Here is an 18,406-nt window from a genome sequence, read left to right on the forward strand (position 1 = left end):
TGATCTACTGTGCATGGGGTTGTTTTTCAGTTTCTAGTTTGGCCAGTTCCGACAGGTCATCCAGCACGGCCCGCGCCGCGGAAAAATCATCATCCGCAAAGAACATGCTGCGGGTGATCAGAACCGGAATGCCGGCGCGTGAGGCCGCCATCAGCCCGTTGGCGGAATCCTCTATTGCCACGCAGTCGGCCGCGCCGAGCTGCAGCCGCGCCAGCGTTTCCAGATAGACGTCCGGTGCCGGTTTCTTGTGCCTGACATCGTCACCGGCGACGATGGCGTCGAACTCGGCAGCCCAGTTCGCCCCCAGCGCCTGCGACAGCAGCGCATCGATGTTGCCGTGCGAGGTCGTGGTCGCAATCGCCAGCCGCTGGCCGCGCGCCTTCGCCGCAGCGAGCAGCTCCGTCACGCCCGGCCTTAAGGGACAGCAACCGGTCTCGATCAGCCCGGCATAGTGCGCGGTCTTGATGTGGTGAAGCGCGGCGATGGCCTCGTCCGGCAATGACGGGCTGATCCCTAATCTTTCGTGGTAAGCGCGCATGCGCTCCTTGCCGCCGGTCACCCGCAGCAGGTCCTTATAGAGAGCGCGGTCCCACTGCCAGTCGAGACCGTGGCGGGCGAAGGCATGGTTGAAGGCCTGCCGATGCAGTTCCTCCGTCTCGGCCAGGGTGCCGTCGACGTCGAAGATCAGCGCGGCCGCGCGCCGGATCAGCGCATCCGCCGGGGCGAAAGCGAGCGCCTCTGCCTGCATGATCGATGCCTCCCTGTGACAGGCGAACATCGCCCGAGGCAGAAGGCGAGACAAATCGCAATATCTTTTGCCGGACCCAAAAATCTCTTATGAGCAAACGACGCGCGACGGCGCGGACGGGAACTTTCGACCTGCACGGGAGACGCATGCGGCTCTTCATCCTTGGCCTCGGCTATAGTGCCCGGCATTTCGTCCGCAAACATCGCGGCAGCTTCTCGCATATCGCCGGCACCGTGCGCGATCCCGCGCAGCGGAACGGCCTTGCCGACATCGAGGTCCACGCCTTCTCCGGCGAGCCCCTCGCACGCGAGACGACCGAGCAGGTCCGCGATGCCGACGTCCTTGTGGTGTCGATCCCGCCCGGTAGCGGCGGCGATCCCGCCATCACGGCGTTCGGCGACGTGTTGGCGGCGGGCCGCCGCAAGATCGTCTATCTCTCCACCATCGGCGTCTACGGCGATCACGGCGGCGGCTGGGTCGACGAGAGTACCCCGCCGCAGGCAACGCTCGACCGCGCCCGCATGCGGATTGCTGCCGAGCAGGCCTGGATGGACATTGCGCACGGCGATGCCGCGATCCTGCGGCTTGCGGGCATCTACGGCCCCGGCCGCAACGCGCTGGCGACATTTCGAGCGGGAACGGCGCGTCGCATCATCAAGCCCGGCCAGGTCTTCAACCGCATCCACGTCGACGACATCGCGAGCGCGATCATGGCCGCGATTCAGCACAGGGGCGGCGGGACCTGGAACGTCTGCGACGACGAGCCGGCACCGCCGCAGGACGTGATCGCCTATGCGGCGAAACTGATGGGCGTTGCGCCGCCGCCGGAAGAGGCGTTTGCCACCGCCGAGATGTCGGCGATGGCGCGCAGCTTCTATGCCAGCAGCGCCCGCGTCTCCAATGCGAGACTAAAGCGCGAGCTCGGCGTCACGCTTGTCCACCCGACCTATCGGCACGGCCTCGATGCGCTGTGGCATGCAGGCGAAGCACGATAGGGTTCCGGCGTCCCGGCGCGTCCCAGACATGCTTTGCCCGCGCTTGACTTCGCGCCGGTGCAGTCGTGATCTAGGCGTGCAACGAGCCGCTCACACAACGAGCTCGTGCGGGAGGACATAATGAACAAGACGATCGCCATGATCGCGGCGGCGGCTGCCGTCATCACATTCAGCACGGCCATCGCCGCGCCGCTGCCCGAAGCCAAACCCGACGATGTCGGCTTCTCCAGTCAGGGCCTTGCGCGCCTCGACAATTTCTTCGCTCGCGAGATCGCCGCCAAGCGCGTCCCCGGCGCGGTGGTCGCCATCGCGCGCGACGGCAAGCTCGTGCACTACAAGGCTTACGGCATGCTCGATCCGGACAAGGGCACGCCGATGCCGATCGATGCGATCTTCGCGCTGGCCTCGATGACCAAGCCGATGGCCGCGGTCGCGGGCCTGACGCTGATGGAGCAGGGTCGGCTGCCCCTCCAGGCCAAGCTGTCCGATTACTATCCCGGCTTTGCCGACATGAAGGTCGGCGTGACCGAGGCCAACGGTTCGCTCAAGCTGGAGCCGCAGGCCTCGCCGATCTTCATCCACGATCTCTACCGGCACACCTCCGGATTGATGTATGGCGGCCGGCCAGACAGTTCGAGCCCGGTGGCCCGGCAATATCCTGACGGCGTCGCGCCCGCGATCGAAGGCGACACCCAGGCCTTCATCGACCGCATCACCAAGCTGCCGCTGGCGCATCAGCCCTCGACCGAGTTCGAATACGGTTTTTCGATCGACGTGCTCGGCGCCGTCGTCGAGAAGGTGAGCGAGCAGAAGCTCGGCGAGTATCTCGCCGCCAATGTCTGGCAGCCGCTCGGCATGAAGGACGCGACTTTCCATCCGACCGACGCGCAGCGCCCTCGCCTCGCCCGCCCGTTTGCCAACGATCCGCTGACCGGCAAGCCGCAGGCGATCAAGCTGCTCGACACCCCGACCAAGTTCGACTGCGGCGGCGCCTGCTCGTTTGCGACGGTCGGCGACTACGCCCGCTTCGGGCAGATGCTGCTCAACGGCGGCGAGCTCGACGGCCAGCGCATCCTCGGTCCGAAGACCGTGCATCACATGACGACCAACCATCTTGGCCCCGAGATCAAGAACAACGTGGCCAATGTCGAGCCGCATCGCGGCGGCTTCGGCTTCGGCCTTTCGGTCGCGGTTCGCACCAGCGAAGGGCTGTCGTCGGTCCCCGGCAATCCCGGCGAGTTCACCTGGAACGGCGCCTACGGAACGCAATTCTTCTGCGACCCGAAGGAGCGTCTCGTCGTCGTGGTGGGAACGGCTGCGCCGGGCGAGCTCAGAAAGTATTATCGCGAGCAGGTTCAGGACATCGTCTATGGTGCGATGGTGAAGTGAGATCGGCGCGCACTGAACGAAAAAGGGCGGCCGATCGGGCCGCCCTTTTGTTCTGACCCAGCGCTCAGCTCAACACGCCGTACTTCTTGAACCAGGCCTGCGCCTGCTTCCAGGCATCTTCCGCGGCGTCCTTGCGGTAACTGCCGCGGTAGTCGGCATGGAAGCCGTGCGGCGCTTCGGGGTAGATCTTGAATTCGGCCGTCTTCTTGCTCTGCTCGAGCGCGGCCTTCATCTGCTCGACCTGGGCGACGGGAATGCCGGTATCGGCGCCACCATAAAGGCCGAGCACCGGCGCCTTCATCTCGGGGGCGAGCTGCATCGGGCTCTTCGGCAACAGCGGATTTTCGGGGTCGACCAAGGTGCCATAGAAGGCGACGCCGGCCTTGAGCGCGCCGCTGTGGGCGGCATATTCCCAGACCGTGCGACCGCCCCGGCAGAAGCCGATGATGCCGAGCTTGACCGTGTCACCGCCCTGCGATCCTGCCCATGCCACCGTCGCGTCGAGATCGGACATGAGCTCCGCGTCCGGCTTGGCATTGACCACCGGCAACAGATCCTTGACCTCGGCGACCTTGGTCAGATCGATGCCTTTGCGGAAGTAATAGTCAGGCGCGATTGCGAACGCACCAAGCTTGGCGAGGCGCCGCGTCACGTCCTTGATGTATTCGTGCAAGCCGAAGATCTCCATCGCCACGATGATCACCGGCACCTTGGTATTGCCGGCAGGACGGGCGAAATAGACGGGCATCTCTTCGGAGCCGACCTTGATCCTGGCGTCACCGACCTGAAGACCATTGGCGTCGGTCGTGATCGCCTCGGCGCGCACGGGCCCGGCCGCAAGCGTGTAGCCGGCGGCGACGGCCGCGGTGGCGCTCATGAATCCGCGGCGCGAAACCGGGGCGGCTTTCGTCAACCCGACGACGTCGGATGTCATGGTGGTTTCGAAGCTCATCGGTCTATCCCTTGCTGCCTGTACTGATGCCCCCGGGGGCGACGCATTCGCCAATAGTTGCCGGCGAGATGCAAATCACCAGCCTGCGAGCACGCGCGCTTTCAGGCCAGACCGTGCCAGGCGACCGTGGCTGCCAATGCTGCACGACGTTGAATGGCGCTGACTATTTCGAGTCCAAACGACACTCTGACATTCCCATCGCTCGTGCGCCGGACTTAACCGTCTAGCTGCACTGCATCGCAACATCCATTAACCGAAAAAGACGGTTCTCTCACGGCTGCCCGCACCGCCAATTGCCGCGGCTGATGCGCATGTGCGCGCATTCGACGCGCTCACCCGCAACAAATGGACACCGCAGCGGCAATAATGACACATCATGTTGCTCGCGCATCGGCACATCACCGTCAATCACGTGCGAGCCGTCGTCATTTGATTGAAATTTTCAGCGGACTTGAGCCGTGCGATTTACTCGAACTTTCTTTGTGACGCCCTAGTTCCACGGCCGGAAGTTCCATCTCTGCAACGAGAGCTTCTTCCCCACGCGCGGTCCGCCGTCCGGCAACGGACCAAGGGTCACGCGAGGACTTCATTCTCGTCCACACAGATTGCGCACCCCAAGGCTCAATTGAATAAAGCTTTATCCGATCTGGAATTGAAATGAATTTGGCTCGCGAATCGATTGAACTGTTGGAGCAAGTCGCACGAATCCTGTGGTTCGAAGGCACCAAGCACGGCTTGCGCGACCGCGAGTGGATGGCGCTGCGCTTCCTCTCCCGCGCCAACCGTTTTTCCCGGACGCCTTCGGCGCTCGCAAGTTACGTCGGCACCACGCGCGGCACTGCCTCGTTCATCATCGGGGAGCTCGAGCGGCTGGGTTACATCGAGCGAAAACGCTCGGCCACCGACAAGCGCTCGGTGATGCTGAGCGTGACGCAGCAGGGCAAGAAGTTCCTGGTACGCGACCCCGTCAGTGTTCTCATCGAGGCGATTGCCGTCCTCGACGACGAGGTCAAGATCCGTTTCCGCGACACGTTCCGGCACGTGCTGGATCAGTCGGACGCGGCCGAGCAGCGGCACCACACCGACGTCTGCAAGCGATGCATCTTCCTCCGCGAGGAGCGCACCACCACCGACAGCAAGGCAGCGGCCGAGTTCAGCTGCCGCCTGTTTCGCTCGCCGATCGCGGAAGCGGAGGTCGATCTGCTATGCACCAGCTTCGAGCATCACCGCCAATAGAGGACAGCCCTCGATCAGGGCGTCGCCTTGCGTGACGAATAGATGACACCGCCGCTCGCCTCCACCACCAGGCGCCCGTTCTCACTCCTGATCTCCTCGATGCGGCCAAGGCCGGGCACCTGCTGTCCCAGCACCGCCTCGATGACGCCGTTCGGACCCTGCAGGATCGCAATGCCTTCATAGGCCTGGCGGACCGACCAGCCCTTGATCACCTTCCGCGGCGCCGGCGCGCGCTCCGACGGAGACACCGAGCCCGTGAACTCAGGTGCTGCGGCCGAGGCCAGCATCGATCCTTGCTGTGGCGAGGGCTGCGATTGCACCATGGCCGGCGCCGGAGCCGGCGTCTGAACCTGTGCTTGAGCGAGCTTGTCGAGCTTCACTGTCGAGGACGAACTCACCCGCTCGATACGGTCCAAATTCTCGGCGAACCTGCCGAAACGGTCATTGGTCGCCTTGCTCGATTGATCCACCGCGGTGCGCAGGCCGTCGAGATTTTCCGACACGCCCGACACCTGCTTGCGCAGATGCGCGACGGTCTCGCGCAGATTCCTGATCTCCGTATTGGCTGCAACGTTGTTCTGGGCGGGCTGCGTGGTGAGATAGGCGATCACGCCGGTGCAGGCGCAGACCACCAACATGGCGGCGACCGCCAATGTTGCGAGCGGCGCAACCCATGTCGGACGGGGCGGCGCGGGCTTGGCGACGATCACGGCCGGCTTGATCACTGTCGGCGCGGGCTTGGGGATCGCCATCTTGTCGAGACGCGCCTTGGCGCGAATACGTTTCAGCCCCTCGAGTGCCTCCTTCGCGAGAGCTTCATCGCTTGCCGCGGCCGATGCCCGCTTTGCGCCCGCAGCGGGCCTGGGCGCTCGCGCCATATCGTCCTTCGTATCGCGTGCTTCGAGAGTCGGCTTCGTCGTCGCGGAAACATCAGCGGTCGCGTTGGGACGAGCTTGTCCATCGGACAACATGTGAAAATGCTCCGTTCGGTTCGATCTGTCGAACGGTGACGTTATTTGCCGAAGCTTGCCTGAAACGTGCGCATCGAAAACTTTTCCATCGCGCGCGATGCGACGTCACATGAGTCAATCGCGTCATGCACGTGGCGAGAGTGCGACTCGAAAGACACACACTCGCCAAGATTTCGCCAAGCTGGAGTCTCGCCGCCACACGTGAGTCGAATTGTCGCATGGGGAAACACTCCCATGAGAGTCAATCCCGGGTTGAAAACCCCTCGGTATGCCTCATCCCCCACACCACCTAAAATAGCTGTGATTGTACGGGGATGCGGAACCTTAGACCCATCACGATGCAGAACTAGTTTAGTTTCCAAATCAACTGATGCGTTTGAATATATCAAGAAACAACCCGAAACAAACCAACAGCATCAAGCACACGTAGCAATCGCTTTGTTACGCACGCTTGATCGGAAATCGGCAATTGTTACGGTCCTACTCAAGTGATTCTCGCCAGTTGGCGAGGAGATCGACACAGATTCAGTGGCGTTCGGACGCGATGAGCAACTTGGCGCAACTGTTCTAGGTCGTTTCTCAATCCGCCCCGCGAGGTGATCCGTAAGACACCCGCCGGGCCTCACGCAGTAAGCGTTCAGTATCGAGTTGAAGTAACAGGCCTGCGAGACGCAGGCACTGAATGCGTAGGGCTGCCCGCGAATATCGAAACCATAACAACGGTTCGCGGGAAGGAATGTCGTCAAACAGCATCGTTGCCGAGCCGGGCATCACAACAACCAACCGGCCGCGACAGGTGCGAAACAGGGGCGAAAGACTGATGTATATTATCGTTGATGATCGCGAGAGCGTCGCGAACAGCTATGTCGGAGGGCTCGTTCGCGAAGGCGTATCGTCGATCGGCTTCTCCTCCGGAGAATTCTGGGACTGGCTGCAATCCGCCAGTGAATCGGATCTGGCGGCGGTGGACGCCTTCCTCCTCGGGGATTGCGATGCCCGCGGAAGCCTGCCGCGGGCGATGCGCAAGCGTTCCTCGGCTCCCATCATCGCCATGAGCGGCCAGAAGATGCTCAAGAACACGCTGGAGCTGTTCGAGTCGGGCGTCGACGACGTCGTGCACGTGCCGATCCACCTGCGCGAGATCCTGGCCCGAACGGCCGCGATCGCGCGCCGCCGGGTGGGCGAGCTGCCGAGGCCCTGCGAGAGCAGGATCCAGGTCTTCTTCAACGGCCGTGACCCCGAGATCGCGGGCCACGCCCTCACCCTGCCCCGCCGCGAACTGCGCATTCTCGAGTATATGGTCAGCAATCACGGCAAGTGGATCACCAAGACGCAGATCTTCAACGCGGTCTACGGCATCTTCGAGTCCACCTTCGACGAGAGCGTGATCGAGAGCCACGTCAGCAAGCTGCGCAAGAAGCTCCGCGACCGCCTCGGCTTCGATGCGATCGTGGCCCGGCGTTACGTCGGCTACCGCCTCGACATCCCGGCCGGCGAGACCCTCGACGTGCCGATGCGGGAGCTCGACGAGGTCGGCATCATCCTGAACAGGGCGCATGCCGTCCCGGCCGCCTATCCGGTCAACAACTGACACGGCACAAGCCTGCGGGCGAAACCAACAACGGCCTCTGCGAAGCAGCTTCGCAGAGGCCGTTGCACGTTCGGGGCGGGAGACGGATGGGATGAGCCCTACGAGTGCCCCGATGGAGCTGCGTTCCCCTACCCCTGGTGAGCAGGGCAATCGCATATGGGCGCGATTTCGCCTGTGGCCATCCTTCGAGACGCCCGCCGTTGGCGGGCCCTCAGGATGAGGACCGAGAGCGTTGCGCCAGTTTTGACGAGTGTCGATGCCCGCTTAGCCTCATCCTGAGGAGACCGCGAAGCGGTCATCTCGAAGGACGAGGCGCGCGCTCAGCTCGCGCAAAGCGCCAAATGCGATAGCCCCTGCATCACGTTCTACGGCTTCTGCTGAAATTCTTCCTTGGAGACGTAATTGAAATCCTCGACCAGGACGTCCTGGACGACGTCAGCCTGCATCCGCTCGTTGACGCGCTGCTTGATGGCGGCCGTCAGGATGGAGAGGTCGTAGCGGGCGAGCTTCCTGAAGTCGAGACGGTCGTCGGCATAGATCCTGCGAAAGGCCTCGTCGACGACGAACGGCTCCGGCGGAACGTTGAGCTGGTGCATCGTCCGCGCCTCCACGGTGTAGACGAAGCGCGCGACGATATAGCCCTGCACATTGCCGTTCTCGACCATGGGCACGCTCAATGCCCGGGTCTTCTGGTATTGCAGGCCGTCGAGATATTCGTCCTTCGCCGGCAGCAGGCTGCCGTTCTCCTTCCAATAGGCCACGCCATAGCTCGTGCCCGCGGTGAGGATGCATACCCAGAGCCCGGCCAGCACCAGTCTGATCATTTTCCGTCCTGTGCTGCGCGGCCGGTATAGGTGCCGTCCGACTCGGCCTCCTTGATCGCCTTGACGATGATGCCCGCGACCTCGCGCACCGCGTCGTAGTGCATTTCGAGGATCGAGCGATTCCGCTCGAGCTTCTCGCGCAGCCGCCGAATTTCCTCGGTGACCTCGACGTCGCCGCCGAGATGCATCCGCGCCCGCATCAGGCGGACGAATTCGAGCATGCTCCGGCTCTTCCGCGCGCTGAAGTCGTCGAAATCGATCTTCTGACGCGTCGTGAGCGCGACCGTCTCCTCCTCGACGATGCTCTCGAGCCGGCGGATCGCTGCCAGCAGGCCGCGCACTTCATCCGATCTCGCCGCATCCGCGCCGTCGACCACGGCCTCGCCGCTCATGATCGGCAGCAGCACCGGCAGCAGCGCATCGGCTTCTGCTGCTTCCGTCGTCATCACCCCGGTATCCACGACCGGCTGCTCGATCACCATGGCCGCCGCGCTGTCTTGTGCCTGCATAGGAAATTCACCCTTCAACTTCTGTCACCCGTTCGCGGATCTTCATCCGGCCTTGCCGGCACCGTTCGGCCCCGCTGGATTGGCGGCGGCCAGCTGCTTGGCGATGCCAATGCCGTTGCCCTTAGCCAGCTGGCTGCCGAGTTGCTCCGCCAGCATCGACTTCCAGACGCCGCCGGCCGTGCCCTTGCCAAAGACCTGCTCGGATTCCTTCGGCAGCATCGTCTCGACGAAGGTCTGGAGGATGAAAGCTTCGAACTTCCGGTACACCTCGCCGGATGCCGGCGCCTTGATCATCCGCACCGGCGCCCCGTTCACCACATCCGACTGCGCCTCGGAAACCTTCGTCGCGGTCTGCTCGGCAGCCGCCTTGCCGGCCTCCGCGTCCATCGTGGCGGCGAAGTCGGCATCGGAGGACTTCAGCGCATCGAGTTTCGCGGTCGCCGCGCGCTGGGTCACGGGATCGGCGGCCTCGAGGACGTCGAGAACGAGGTCGGGCGTCGCGGTCACGATCATGGCTTGTTCCGATTGGCTGGCCGTGGCGTCCACGCGCGCACGGCTGGGCTTATTCCCGTCATCTCCTCGAGCGAGCGCTTCTCGGCGTCACGGAGCTCGTCGGCCAGCGCCGCCTTCGCGACCTGCTCGAGCTGCTTCACGCGGCGGCTCTCGGCGCGGACCTGGTCGAGCTGCTGCGCGGCCTGCGTCTGGATCGCGCGCGCACCGACGCTCGTCCTGTTCAAGCGCCGCGCGATCGAATCGCTCGACGATCCCGCCGGCGGCTTCCCTTCATTCAGGGCTCCCACCAGCCATTCCTGCTCGTCCCGCAGGCTTCTCTCCTGCTGCCGCAGCTGCGCGAGCTGCCATTCGGACAGCCGGAGCTGGAGCTTCACCAGCGAAACCATCCGGCCGAGCTTGTCCGCGCGCGACGTCATCACAGCATCACTCCGCCAGCCAGGACGAGAGGCCGAGCATGAATTGCGTCAGCAGCTCGTCGCTCGTGAGGTAGAGCAGCAGGAAGCCGCCGAACAGCACGAAGGGCACGGAGATGAAATAGACCGGAATCGCCGGCGTCAGCTTGTTGATCAGGCTGACCGCCAGGTTGACGATCACCGAATAGACGATGAACGGGCTGGCGATCCGCAGCGTCAGCACAAATGCTTCCGACAGGCGGCCGACGAGCAGGTCGAGCGCCATGCCGCCGCCGAGCCTGTCGCCGGGACGCCAGACGTCGTAGGAATTCATCAGCCCGCGCAGGACCTGCCAATGCTGGTCGGTCATGAAGAACAGCGTGGTGACCGACACCATGATCAGCGGCACCAGCGCCGGCGCCGGATCGCTGTCGGCAACCGGCGTTCCCGGGATGTTGCTGAGCCCGATCGCGCTCGCCATCACGGTCGCCATGGTCTGGAGCGCGAGGAAGAACACCCGCCCGCCGAGCCCGATGACGCTGCCGACCACGAGCTCGGAGCAGATCAGGAGCGCCAGCGTCAGCGGCGCGGCGTTGTCCGTGAGCGGCTTCAGCACCGCGATCAGGATCGGCGTCAGCGCGAAGGTCGTGACGAGCGCGACGAACAGGCGGACCTGGGCCGGAACGTTGACGCTGGAAAAGCCGGGCACCAGCATCAGGCAGGCGCCGATGCGGCAGAACACGATGAACGTCACCAGCACGCTGTCGGCAAGGCCGCTGATCACGACACCGCTCCGAGCGCCCTGATCTCGGCGCTGCGCGCGACTTCGACATGCGACAGGATCGGCAAGGTCGGGAACACCCGCTCCAGGATCATCCGGACATAGGGCCGGGCTTCCGGCGTCACCGCCAGCACGACGCTGGTGCCGTTCTCGGTGAACTTGCGGATCGCGGCGCTGGCCTCGGTCGCGAACTGCTCGATCAGGCGCGGATCGGCGTCGAACTCGACAACGTCGCCCTTGGCGTCGCGCTTCAGGCTCTGGTGGAACGCCAGGTCCCAACGGTTGCCGAGCCGGACGACGTTGAGCACGCCGTTGTCGGAGAGATCGCCACAGATCTGCTGGGCAAGCCGGGTCCGCACGTGCTCTGCGACCTGCTCGGAGCGCCGCACATGAGGTGCGATCTCGGCGATCGCCTCGAGGATGAGGTGAAGATTGCGGATGGAGACGCGCTCGGCCAGCAGGATCTTCAGGATCGCCAGCAGGCCGGAATAGGAGATCTGCGACGGGCAGAGATCCTCGACGAGGCGCTTGTACTCGGGATCGAGCCGGTCGAGCAGCGCGCGCATGTCCTTGTAGGACAAGAGCTGGGCGAGGTTCGCCCGGATCACCTCGCTCAAATGCGTGAGCAGCACCGACAGATTGTCGACCGGCTTGCAGCCCTGCCGCTTGACTTCGTCCGTGAAGGCTTCCGTCACCCACAGCGCCTTCATGCCGAAAGCGGGTTCGACCACCTCTTCGCCGGGCACGTCGGGCTTGCCGTCCTTGTCGACCAGCACCAGCACCTCGCCGAGCCTGAGCTCGCCATGGGCGACGCGGGTGTCGTGGATCCGGATCTGGTAGCCCTTGGGGTCGATCGACAGATTGTCGCTGAGCTTGATCTCGGGAATGACGAAGCCGTACTGCTTGGCGAACTTCTTGCGGATCTTGGCCACGCGGTGGGCCAGCTCGGTGCGCGAGCCCAGCAGATGGACCGAAAGATGGCCGCCGAGCGCCAGCTCGATCTCGGCGGTCTTGAGCTGGTCCTTGACGGATTCCTTGGCCTCGGCCTGGGCGCGCTCGTCGGCCTTGCGCGCGTCCTCCTTCTGCTTCAAGGCCGCCTGCTGCTTCGGCAGCGAGTAGCCGACGAAGGCCATAACGCCGCCGAGCAGCACGAAGGGCGCCAACGGCAGCCCCGGCATCAAGGCGAGCACGAACATCATCAGGGCGGCGGCCGAGACCGCGCGGGGATAGCCGCCGAGCTGGCGCAGCACGGCCTGCTCGGCCGATCCTCTCGTGCCGCCCTTGGAGACCAGGAGGCCGGCCGACAGCGACACGATGAGCGCCGGCATCTGCGACACCAGACCGTCGCCGACGGAGAGCTTCGTGTAGACGTCGGCGGCGCGCGACAGCGTCAGGCCGTGATGGGTGACGCCGATGATGATGCCGCCGAAAATGTTGATCGCGGTGATGATCAGGCCGGCGATGGCATCGCCTCGAACGAATTTCGAGGCACCGTCCATGGCACCGAAGAACGCGCTCTCTTCTTCGAGCTCGCGGCGCCGGCGCTGGGCTTCCTTGTCGTCGATCAGGCCCGCCGACAGATCGGCGTCGATCGCCATCTGCTTGCCGGGGATGGCGTCGAGGGTGAAACGGGCGCCGACTTCGGCGATACGCGTCGCACCCTTGGTGATCACGACGAAATTCACCGTGACCAGGATGGCGAAGATGATCAGGCCGATGACGAAGTCGCCGCCCATGACGAACTTGGAGAAGCCTGCGACGACGTGGCCGGCGGCCTGCTCGCCCTCCCCGCCGCGCGACAGGATCAGGCGGGTGGTCGCGACGTTCAGCGCCAGCCGCAGGATGGTCGCGATCAGCAGCACGGTCGGGAAGGCCGAGAAATCGAGCGGTCGCTGGATCCACAGCGCGACCATCAGGATCAGCGCCGACAGCGCGATCGAGAACGCAAGGCCGAGATCGATCAGGATCGGCGGGATCGGCAGGAACAGGATCGTGAGCATGGCCACGATACCGCCGGCGAAAAAGGCGTCGGCCCCCAATCGTCGTGGGGTCGGCAGGCTAGCAGCTAACGTATCGGCCATGGGTCACCGGCAGAGGGTCCACCCCTAATCTGCCCGGCAAAGCTTACGCGGGGATGGTGGCAGATCGCCGGCGCGGATCAGAAGCCGCGCTCGATCCGCGAATAGACCATCTCTGTGAAGGTGGAGAGGTGTGCTCCGATGAAGGAGCCGGAGACGGCAACGACCAGGAGAATGACGATGATCTTCGGAACGAAGGTCAGCGTCACCTCCTGGATCTGGGTCAGGGCCTGGATCAGCGCAATGATGGTGCCGACCAGCATGGCCGCGCCGACCGCGGGCCCGGAGGCGACGATGATGGTCCAGATTGCAGCCTGGACGATGTCGAGAGCGTCGCGTTCGTTCATGACTGGCTGATCGTGAGTCCCGGCCCGACCGCGACCTTGGTGCCGTTCTCGAGGGTCGCGATGGAGCCGTCGGCGTTGATGGAGACCGAGACGACCTTGCCGCTGAAGCTGGCGCCGGTGGCGTCGGTGAAGCTGACGGTCTTGCCGATCAGGCCGTTGGCCTGCGACAACGACTGCGAGGACAGCAGCGCATCCAGCTTCGAATTGGTCTGCATGGCCTGCTCGACCGTCGAGAGCTGTGCGAACTGGCTCATATATTGCGAGGTATCCATCGGATTGGTCGGATCCTGGTTCTTCATCTCGGCGACGAGAAGCTGAAGAAACGTGTTGTAGTCGACGCTGTTGCTCGAGGTCGAATTGGTGGAGCCGGTCGAACTGGACGACTTGCTCGTGCTGTCGGTCGCGCTGTTGACGTTCATGTAGCTCTCCGCTGTCAGGCAGCCTGGAATGGGGACTCGGTGATGGCGCCGGCCAGGATGGCCTGCTCCACCGGGAACAGAGCCCGGATCCGCTTGAGCGCCTCGAAGTAGCGGGTCGCCTCGACCAGCTCGTCGACCGCGCCCAGTCCGTCCAGCATCTCGCGGCTCTCGCACACGGCGCACAGGGCCGCGTGATGCTGTGCGTAGAGCGCCGCGGCGTCGCGGATGTCGGTCGGGTTCATCAGCATGAGCTGGACGATGAAGTAGAGCTGCCGCAGCGCCGTGGTGGCGTCGGAGGCCTGCATGACCTGCCCTTCGAGCAGGAACATCACGTCGTTGACGAGCTCGACGGAGACCTTGCGGTCCACGCGCAGCACCGCGCCGTTGATGTAGATCCGTTCGCCCGCCCGCAATGAGATCTTCATCAAAGAGCGTCTCGGATCAGGCGGTTGATTTCGATGAGCTGCATCACGTCGTTCGACTTCTCCTCGCGAAGCCGATCGGCCTCCTTGACGACCCACAGGCCGATCGAGATGATGTCGGCGCGCAGCTTGTCCGGGAGGCCGTTCTCCGGATGCGAGAGATCCTCGATGAAGATCGTCCATAGCCGCCGCACATAGAGCAGGCTCTCGACCAGATCCTCGAGGCGGAACACGCCTCGCTGAATCCGCTCGAGCCGGTCGATGCCGAGGCTGAGCGCCTGCCGCTCGCGGCCCCGCGCCTCGTAGCCGCTCTCGTCGACGACCGATTCATAGGCTTCAAACGTCATCAGCATCACTCTGCGCAAGAGACCGGTTAACAAGACGAGGTTGCGAGCCTCGGCTCTAGAGATAGTTGATGAGGCTGATCTGCTGGAGCTGCGAGGTCAGCGCGAGCGCCGTCTTGATCTGGGTCTGCAGGGTGTTGACGCGGACCGAGGCCTCGGTCGGGTCGACCGCCTCCAGCTTGACGATCTGGTCGTTGAGGATGTCCTTCTGGATCTTCAGCTTCTCGGTCGCGCCGGTGACCCGCTGCTGGATCGAGCCGACGGTACCGCCGAGCACGGCGAGATCGTTGATCGCGCCGCTGACCAGACTGATGGCCTTGTCGACGACGACCTGAAACGTGTCCTTGCTCAGGCTCGTGTTCCCGAGATCAGTGAGCATGGTGTAGGCCTCGGCCAGCTTGCGGAAGCCGGGCTGGTTGGCGCTGACCGAGCTGTCGACGACCTCGGTCGTGGAGATACGGCTCGACAGCGTCTGGTCCGTGGCCGACGACCAATTGGCGTTCCAGGCCGGGCTCGCGAACTCGGGGTCGAGGGTGTTGTCGAGGAAATTCTGCATCTGCGCCGGCGTGATGGTGCTGACACCGGCCGCAGCCTGCGAGAAGCCGAACGTCGCCAGGAAGTCCGCATCGACCTGGTTCTTGCTGGCCGAGCCGGCCGCGTAGTTCGTGATGGGCACGGTCTGCGTATCGATTCCGCCGAACAGATACGACCCGTTGTAGGAGACGTTGAGCGCGCCGATGACGTCCTGAAGGTTCGCTGACGCGCTCGGCAGGATGATCTTCGCGCCGCTGTCGGCGTCGCGGGCCGCGATCAGGTTCTTGAGGAATTCCGACGCGGTCTTGCCGAGCTGCGTGATCCGGTTCTGGGTCACGTCGAGGCGCCCCGAAACCAGCTCGTTGGTGTCGACGAGCTGATCGGCGAAGTTGAAATCGGCGCGCAGCGCCACGTCACGGCCCGTTCCCGTGCCGAGCTCGAGGCCGACATCGGCGAAACGCCCGGTGGTCGCCTCCTTCGAGGCCTTGGTCAGCGCGCTCTGGTTGTTCGTGATCGACGACCTCAACGATGAAGACAGCATCAGGGTCGAGATGTAGTTCGCGCTCATCATGACTTAATTCCCCACGGCAGCCAGCAGGCTCTGCAGCATCTCATCGACGGTGGAAATGATCTTCGACGACGCCGAATAGGTGCGCTCGACCTGGAGCATCAACGCCATCTCGTCGTCCATATTGACGCCGCTGACGTTGGACAGCGCCGCAGTGCTGCGGTCGAGCAGCGTATTCTGATACTGGACGTTGTCGTCGGCGGTCTTGCGCTGGCTTTCGATCCAGCTCGCCGAGGAAGACGCGAACTCGATCACGCTGCCGCTCGGCTTGCCCTGGGCCGTGGCATCGAACGGCTGCGGCGCTTCCATCTTGTTGATGAGCTGCTGCAACCGCGCCGAGAAGCCGGCATTGCCGGTCGTGTTGTAATTATAGGCGGCAACGCCGCTGATCGCGCCGTCGCGCAGCAGGTTCGGGTTTCCGCCCACGGCCGGATCGACCGAAGCGGCAACCGAGATCCTCCCGGCGAGGCCCACCGAGATCGTGGCGCTCGCGGGCATCGCGGGCGCGCCGGGATAAGTGAACAGGCCGGGCCGGTCCGCCAGCGTCGGGACAGCCGACTGGTCGCTTTCCTTGAAGGCCTCGATCAGGCCGCGCGCGATTTCGTCGAGCTGGCTCTGATACGTGACCGTGTCCTTGTCGCGCAGCTGGGCCAGGCCGGCGAGCTTGCCGGACTTGAGCGGCATGACGGAATTGGCACCGGTCACGGGAACGCCGTCGATGAAGACGGCATTGCCCGTGGTGCCGGCGGTATAGGCGTTGGTCGGCGCAAAGCTCACGGCCCGCGCCGTCTTGTCGAACAGCACGACGCCGCTGTCGGTATAGAGCGCGGCATCTCCATTGGTCCGGATCGACATCGAGACGCCGACCTCCTGCGACAGCCTGGAGACGATGCTGTCGCGCTGGTCGAGATAGTCGGTGACGTCGTCGCCGGAGATCGTACCCTTCACGATGGCGGTGTTGACGGTCTGGAACTGGGACAGCAGCTGGTTGATGTTGGCGACCGAATTCGCCATGTCGGCGTCGGCCCCCTCGCGGACCGACTGCACCGTCCTTGTGGCCTGGTTGAGCCCGGTCACCATGTCCTTGGCGGACGTCACGGCGGCCTGCGCCAGGGTCGCATTGTCGGTGGAGTTGGCGAATTGCTGCAGCGCCTGCTTCAGCTTGTTGAGCTGGGCGGTCGGTGACTGCTCGAGCTCGGGATCGTCCACCGTCGCGGCCGCGATCTTCTGCAGGCCGTCATAGATCACGTTCTGCTTGGCCGACGACGAGGTCGCGGTCAGCACGTTCGAATAAAGGCCCGAACTGGCCGCGCGCTGGATCGCCGCGACATAGACGCCGGTGCCGGGTAGGTTGTCCAGCACGGCGATCTTGCGCGAATAGCCGGTGGCGCTGGCACCGGCGATGTTGCGCGAGATCGTCGACGACTGGATGCCCGACGCCATGAGCGAGGCGCGAGCGGAGTCGAGGGCGGCGGTAAGGGACATGATCTGCTCTTGCCGGGGGTGAGCGCTGGAGAATTCAGCGCTTCAGGTTGACGACGACGTCGAGCAGGTCGGCGCCCGTCTGGAACGATTTCGAGTTGGCGGTGAAGCCGCGCTGCGCCTCGATCATCCCGGTGAGCTCGTCCGCGAGATCGACGTTGGAGTCCTCCAGCGCACCGGACTGGACCGTGCCGAGCCCGCCGGTGCCGGCATTCCCGGCCTGCGCATTGCCGGAATTCATGTTGGTCGAATAGACGTTGCCCGGCTCGGGCGTCAGATTGTCGGGGCTCGCGACGTCGGCGAGCATGATCGTGTAGAGCGTCAGCTGCTGCCCGTTCTTGAGGATCGCCGTCACGTGGCCCGCCTCGTCGACATCGACCTTGTCGATCGCCGCGGGGACGCTGCCGTTGACGGTGGCCTTGAAGCTGAAGTCGGCTCCAACCTGCGTCATGTTCGCCAGGTCCATGGTCATCGCCGCGCCGCCCGGGACCGTGAACGTAAGGCCCGTCGGGCTCGCCGCGGCCAGCGCGCCCTTTCCGGTCGCGGTGGTGTCGAAGGTGAAAGTGGTGGCGGCGGCGAGCGAGGTGCCCGTCGCGGAATTGTAGACCTGAACCTGCCAGGTATCCGAGCCGGCCGCCGTCGCGGTGTGGGACATATAGACGTCGAGCGTAACGGCCTGACCGATATTGTTGTAGGCGACGATCGAGCTTTTCGACGAATATGACGCCGGACCGGGCGGACCAGCAATGACAGCCGCCTTCGGATCGAGATTGCCGGTCGTCAGGGTGCCCGCAGTCGACGGCACCGGCACCTGCGAGACCTGGGCGATGTTCACGATCTGCATTCCAGCCAGGCTGTTCTGCGAAAAATTGGTCACTTTACCGGGCTGGCCCAGAAGGTAGTAGCCGGCCGCGTTGACGAGGTTGCCCTGAGCGTCCGGCACGAAGGAGCCGGCGCGCGTCAAATATTGCTGCGTGTTGGTGGCGTTCGAGACCACGAAGAAGCCGTTGCCCTGCACGGCAAGGTCGGTGGACGACGTCGTGAACTGGGTATGTCCGGCGTCGCTGATGGCGTAACGGACGGTCGTCTCGACGGCGCCGGAGTCGTAATTGCCGGAGCCGCTCTTCAGGATCAGCGAGGAGAATTCGGTCGAAGCCCGCTTGTAACCGGTGGTGTTGACGTTCGCGATGTTGTCCGAAACCGTCGACAGCTTGTTGGACTGCGCGCTCATACCGGAAACGCCGGTGCGCATAACACCATACAGGCTCATGAAGTGGGCTCCTTTGGTAGGTTGCAGTTACAATGGGGGAT

General features: G+C 64.1%; 20 protein-coding genes. 4 read left to right on the plus strand and 16 right to left on the minus strand.

What is annotated here, in order from left to right; genetic code table 11:
- Positions 1-4: 4 nt before the first annotated feature.
- Positions 5-748, minus strand: a complete 744-nt coding sequence (locus BM190_RS09160) for an HAD family hydrolase (RefSeq protein WP_092254002.1) — start codon at positions 746-748, stop codon at positions 5-7.
- 146 nt (positions 749-894) lie between these two features.
- Here BM190_RS09160 and BM190_RS09165 point away from each other — a divergent pair, with 146 nt between their 5' ends.
- The gene (locus BM190_RS09165) at positions 895-1,743 is read left to right on the plus strand and encodes an SDR family oxidoreductase (protein ID WP_092253737.1); all 849 of its coding nucleotides are present in this window, start codon (positions 895-897) and stop codon (positions 1,741-1,743) included.
- A gap of 120 nt (positions 1,744-1,863) precedes the next feature.
- Entirely contained in the window at positions 1,864-3,132 is a 1,269-nt protein-coding gene (locus BM190_RS09170; protein WP_092253739.1) for a serine hydrolase domain-containing protein, read from the plus strand.
- Positions 3,133-3,196: 64 nt separating this feature from the next.
- Here BM190_RS09170 and BM190_RS09175 read toward each other — a convergent pair whose 3' ends face one another.
- Entirely contained in the window at positions 3,197-4,084 is an 888-nt protein-coding gene (locus BM190_RS09175; RefSeq protein WP_092253741.1) for a dienelactone hydrolase family protein, read from the minus strand.
- A 657-nt stretch (positions 4,085-4,741) separates the two neighbouring features.
- On the opposite strand from BM190_RS09175, the gene BM190_RS09180 reads away from it, so the two are divergent.
- Complete coding sequence (locus BM190_RS09180) at positions 4,742-5,320, plus strand: MarR family winged helix-turn-helix transcriptional regulator (RefSeq protein ID WP_092253743.1); 579 nt, start codon at positions 4,742-4,744, stop codon at positions 5,318-5,320.
- A 14-nt stretch (positions 5,321-5,334) separates the two neighbouring features.
- On the opposite strand, the gene BM190_RS09185 is transcribed toward BM190_RS09180, so the two are convergent.
- A complete protein-coding gene (locus tag BM190_RS09185; RefSeq protein ID WP_092253745.1) occupies positions 5,335-6,291 on the minus strand; it encodes a hypothetical protein in 957 nt (318 codons plus the stop codon).
- 820 nt (positions 6,292-7,111) lie between these two features.
- On the opposite strand from BM190_RS09185, the gene BM190_RS09195 reads away from it, so the two are divergent.
- Complete coding sequence (locus BM190_RS09195) at positions 7,112-7,882, plus strand: response regulator transcription factor (protein ID WP_177236979.1); 771 nt, start codon at positions 7,112-7,114, stop codon at positions 7,880-7,882.
- A gap of 365 nt (positions 7,883-8,247) precedes the next feature.
- Here BM190_RS09195 and BM190_RS09200 read toward each other — a convergent pair whose 3' ends face one another.
- From BM190_RS09200 to BM190_RS09260, 13 genes are all read right to left on the minus strand, one after another.
- Positions 8,248-8,706: a hypothetical protein gene (locus BM190_RS09200; RefSeq protein ID WP_018318468.1), complete on the minus strand. Its 459-nt coding sequence runs from the start codon at positions 8,704-8,706 to the stop codon at positions 8,248-8,250.
- Positions 8,703-9,215: a flagellar biosynthesis protein FlgN gene (locus BM190_RS09205; protein ID WP_092253749.1), complete on the minus strand. Its 513-nt coding sequence runs from the start codon at positions 9,213-9,215 to the stop codon at positions 8,703-8,705. The genes BM190_RS09200 and BM190_RS09205 overlap by 4 nt, the downstream gene beginning before the upstream one ends.
- Before the next feature lie 42 nt (positions 9,216-9,257).
- Positions 9,258-9,728, minus strand: coding sequence for a rod-binding protein (locus BM190_RS09210; protein WP_177236980.1), 471 nt, complete (start codon positions 9,726-9,728; stop codon positions 9,258-9,260).
- Positions 9,725-10,144 (minus strand): hypothetical protein, encoded by a 420-nt coding sequence (locus BM190_RS09215; RefSeq protein ID WP_092253753.1) that lies wholly within the window; start codon positions 10,142-10,144, stop codon positions 9,725-9,727. Before BM190_RS09215 ends, BM190_RS09210 begins: the two co-directional genes overlap by 4 nt.
- 7 nt (positions 10,145-10,151) lie before the next feature.
- Positions 10,152-10,904 (minus strand): flagellar biosynthesis protein FliR, encoded by a 753-nt coding sequence (fliR, locus tag BM190_RS09220; RefSeq protein WP_018318464.1) that lies wholly within the window; start codon positions 10,902-10,904, stop codon positions 10,152-10,154.
- Complete coding sequence (flhA, locus tag BM190_RS09225) at positions 10,901-12,982, minus strand: flagellar biosynthesis protein FlhA (protein WP_018318463.1); 2,082 nt, start codon at positions 12,980-12,982, stop codon at positions 10,901-10,903. Before flhA ends, fliR begins: the two co-directional genes overlap by 4 nt.
- 77 nt (positions 12,983-13,059) lie before the next feature.
- Positions 13,060-13,326: a flagellar biosynthesis protein FliQ gene (gene fliQ, locus BM190_RS09230; protein ID WP_018318462.1), complete on the minus strand. Its 267-nt coding sequence runs from the start codon at positions 13,324-13,326 to the stop codon at positions 13,060-13,062.
- Entirely contained in the window at positions 13,323-13,745 is a 423-nt protein-coding gene (gene flgD, locus BM190_RS09235) for a flagellar hook assembly protein FlgD (RefSeq protein WP_018318461.1), read from the minus strand. The genes fliQ and flgD overlap by 4 nt, the downstream gene beginning before the upstream one ends.
- A 14-nt stretch (positions 13,746-13,759) precedes the next feature.
- The gene (flbT, locus tag BM190_RS09240) at positions 13,760-14,170 is read right to left on the minus strand and encodes a flagellar biosynthesis repressor FlbT (RefSeq protein WP_018318460.1); all 411 of its coding nucleotides are present in this window, start codon (positions 14,168-14,170) and stop codon (positions 13,760-13,762) included.
- A complete protein-coding gene (flaF, locus tag BM190_RS09245; protein WP_026202022.1) occupies positions 14,170-14,514 on the minus strand; it encodes a flagellar biosynthesis regulator FlaF in 345 nt (114 codons plus the stop codon). The genes flbT and flaF overlap by 1 nt, the downstream gene beginning before the upstream one ends.
- A 55-nt stretch (positions 14,515-14,569) precedes the next feature.
- Positions 14,570-15,616, minus strand: a complete 1,047-nt coding sequence (locus tag BM190_RS09250; RefSeq protein ID WP_092253755.1) for a flagellar hook-associated family protein — start codon at positions 15,614-15,616, stop codon at positions 14,570-14,572.
- Between the two features lie 3 nt (positions 15,617-15,619).
- On the minus strand, positions 15,620-17,098 hold the full coding sequence (gene flgK / locus BM190_RS09255; protein WP_092253757.1) for a flagellar hook-associated protein FlgK: 1,479 nt from the start codon (positions 17,096-17,098) through the stop codon (positions 15,620-15,622).
- Positions 17,099-17,132: 34 nt separating this feature from the next.
- The gene (locus BM190_RS09260; protein WP_092253758.1) at positions 17,133-18,365 is read right to left on the minus strand and encodes a flagellar hook protein FlgE; all 1,233 of its coding nucleotides are present in this window, start codon (positions 18,363-18,365) and stop codon (positions 17,133-17,135) included.
- Positions 18,366-18,406: the final 41 nt, after the last annotated feature.

The sequence above is a fragment of the Bradyrhizobium sp. Rc3b genome (genome assembly GCF_900114915.1).
Classification (GTDB): Bacteria; Pseudomonadota; Alphaproteobacteria; order Rhizobiales; family Xanthobacteraceae; genus Bradyrhizobium.

Bases quoted from the DNA above. Each gene is read 5' to 3' on its own strand.
- BM190_RS09160 (WP_092254002.1), bottom strand. From the start codon at position 748: ATGCAGGCAGAGGCGCTCGCTTTCGCCCCGGCGGATGCGCTGATCCGG.
- BM190_RS09165 (WP_092253737.1), top strand. From the start codon at position 895: ATGCGGCTCTTCATCCTTGGCCTCGGCTATAGTGCCCGGCATTTCGTC.
- BM190_RS09170 (WP_092253739.1), top strand. From the start codon at position 1,864: ATGAACAAGACGATCGCCATGATCGCGGCGGCGGCTGCCGTCATCACA.
- BM190_RS09175 (WP_092253741.1), bottom strand. From the start codon at position 4,084: ATGAGCTTCGAAACCACCATGACATCCGACGTCGTCGGGTTGACGAAA.
- BM190_RS09180 (WP_092253743.1), top strand. From the start codon at position 4,742: ATGAATTTGGCTCGCGAATCGATTGAACTGTTGGAGCAAGTCGCACGA.
- BM190_RS09185 (WP_092253745.1), bottom strand. From the start codon at position 6,291: ATGTTGTCCGATGGACAAGCTCGTCCCAACGCGACCGCTGATGTTTCC.
- BM190_RS09195 (WP_177236979.1), top strand. From the start codon at position 7,112: ATGTATATTATCGTTGATGATCGCGAGAGCGTCGCGAACAGCTATGTC.
- BM190_RS09200 (WP_018318468.1), bottom strand. From the start codon at position 8,706: ATGATCAGACTGGTGCTGGCCGGGCTCTGGGTATGCATCCTCACCGCG.
- BM190_RS09205 (WP_092253749.1), bottom strand. From the start codon at position 9,215: ATGCAGGCACAAGACAGCGCGGCGGCCATGGTGATCGAGCAGCCGGTC.
- BM190_RS09210 (WP_177236980.1), bottom strand. From the start codon at position 9,728: ATGATCGTGACCGCGACGCCCGACCTCGTTCTCGACGTCCTCGAGGCC.
- BM190_RS09215 (WP_092253753.1), bottom strand. From the start codon at position 10,144: ATGACGTCGCGCGCGGACAAGCTCGGCCGGATGGTTTCGCTGGTGAAG.
- flhA (WP_018318463.1), bottom strand. From the start codon at position 12,982: ATGGCCGATACGTTAGCTGCTAGCCTGCCGACCCCACGACGATTGGGG.
- fliQ (WP_018318462.1), bottom strand. From the start codon at position 13,326: ATGAACGAACGCGACGCTCTCGACATCGTCCAGGCTGCAATCTGGACC.
- flgD (WP_018318461.1), bottom strand. From the start codon at position 13,745: ATGAACGTCAACAGCGCGACCGACAGCACGAGCAAGTCGTCCAGTTCG.
- flbT (WP_018318460.1), bottom strand. From the start codon at position 14,170: ATGAAGATCTCATTGCGGGCGGGCGAACGGATCTACATCAACGGCGCG.
- flaF (WP_026202022.1), bottom strand. From the start codon at position 14,514: ATGACGTTTGAAGCCTATGAATCGGTCGTCGACGAGAGCGGCTACGAG.
- BM190_RS09250 (WP_092253755.1), bottom strand. From the start codon at position 15,616: ATGATGAGCGCGAACTACATCTCGACCCTGATGCTGTCTTCATCGTTG.
- flgK (WP_092253757.1), bottom strand. From the start codon at position 17,098: ATGTCCCTTACCGCCGCCCTCGACTCCGCTCGCGCCTCGCTCATGGCG.
- BM190_RS09260 (WP_092253758.1), bottom strand. From the start codon at position 18,365: ATGAGCCTGTATGGTGTTATGCGCACCGGCGTTTCCGGTATGAGCGCG.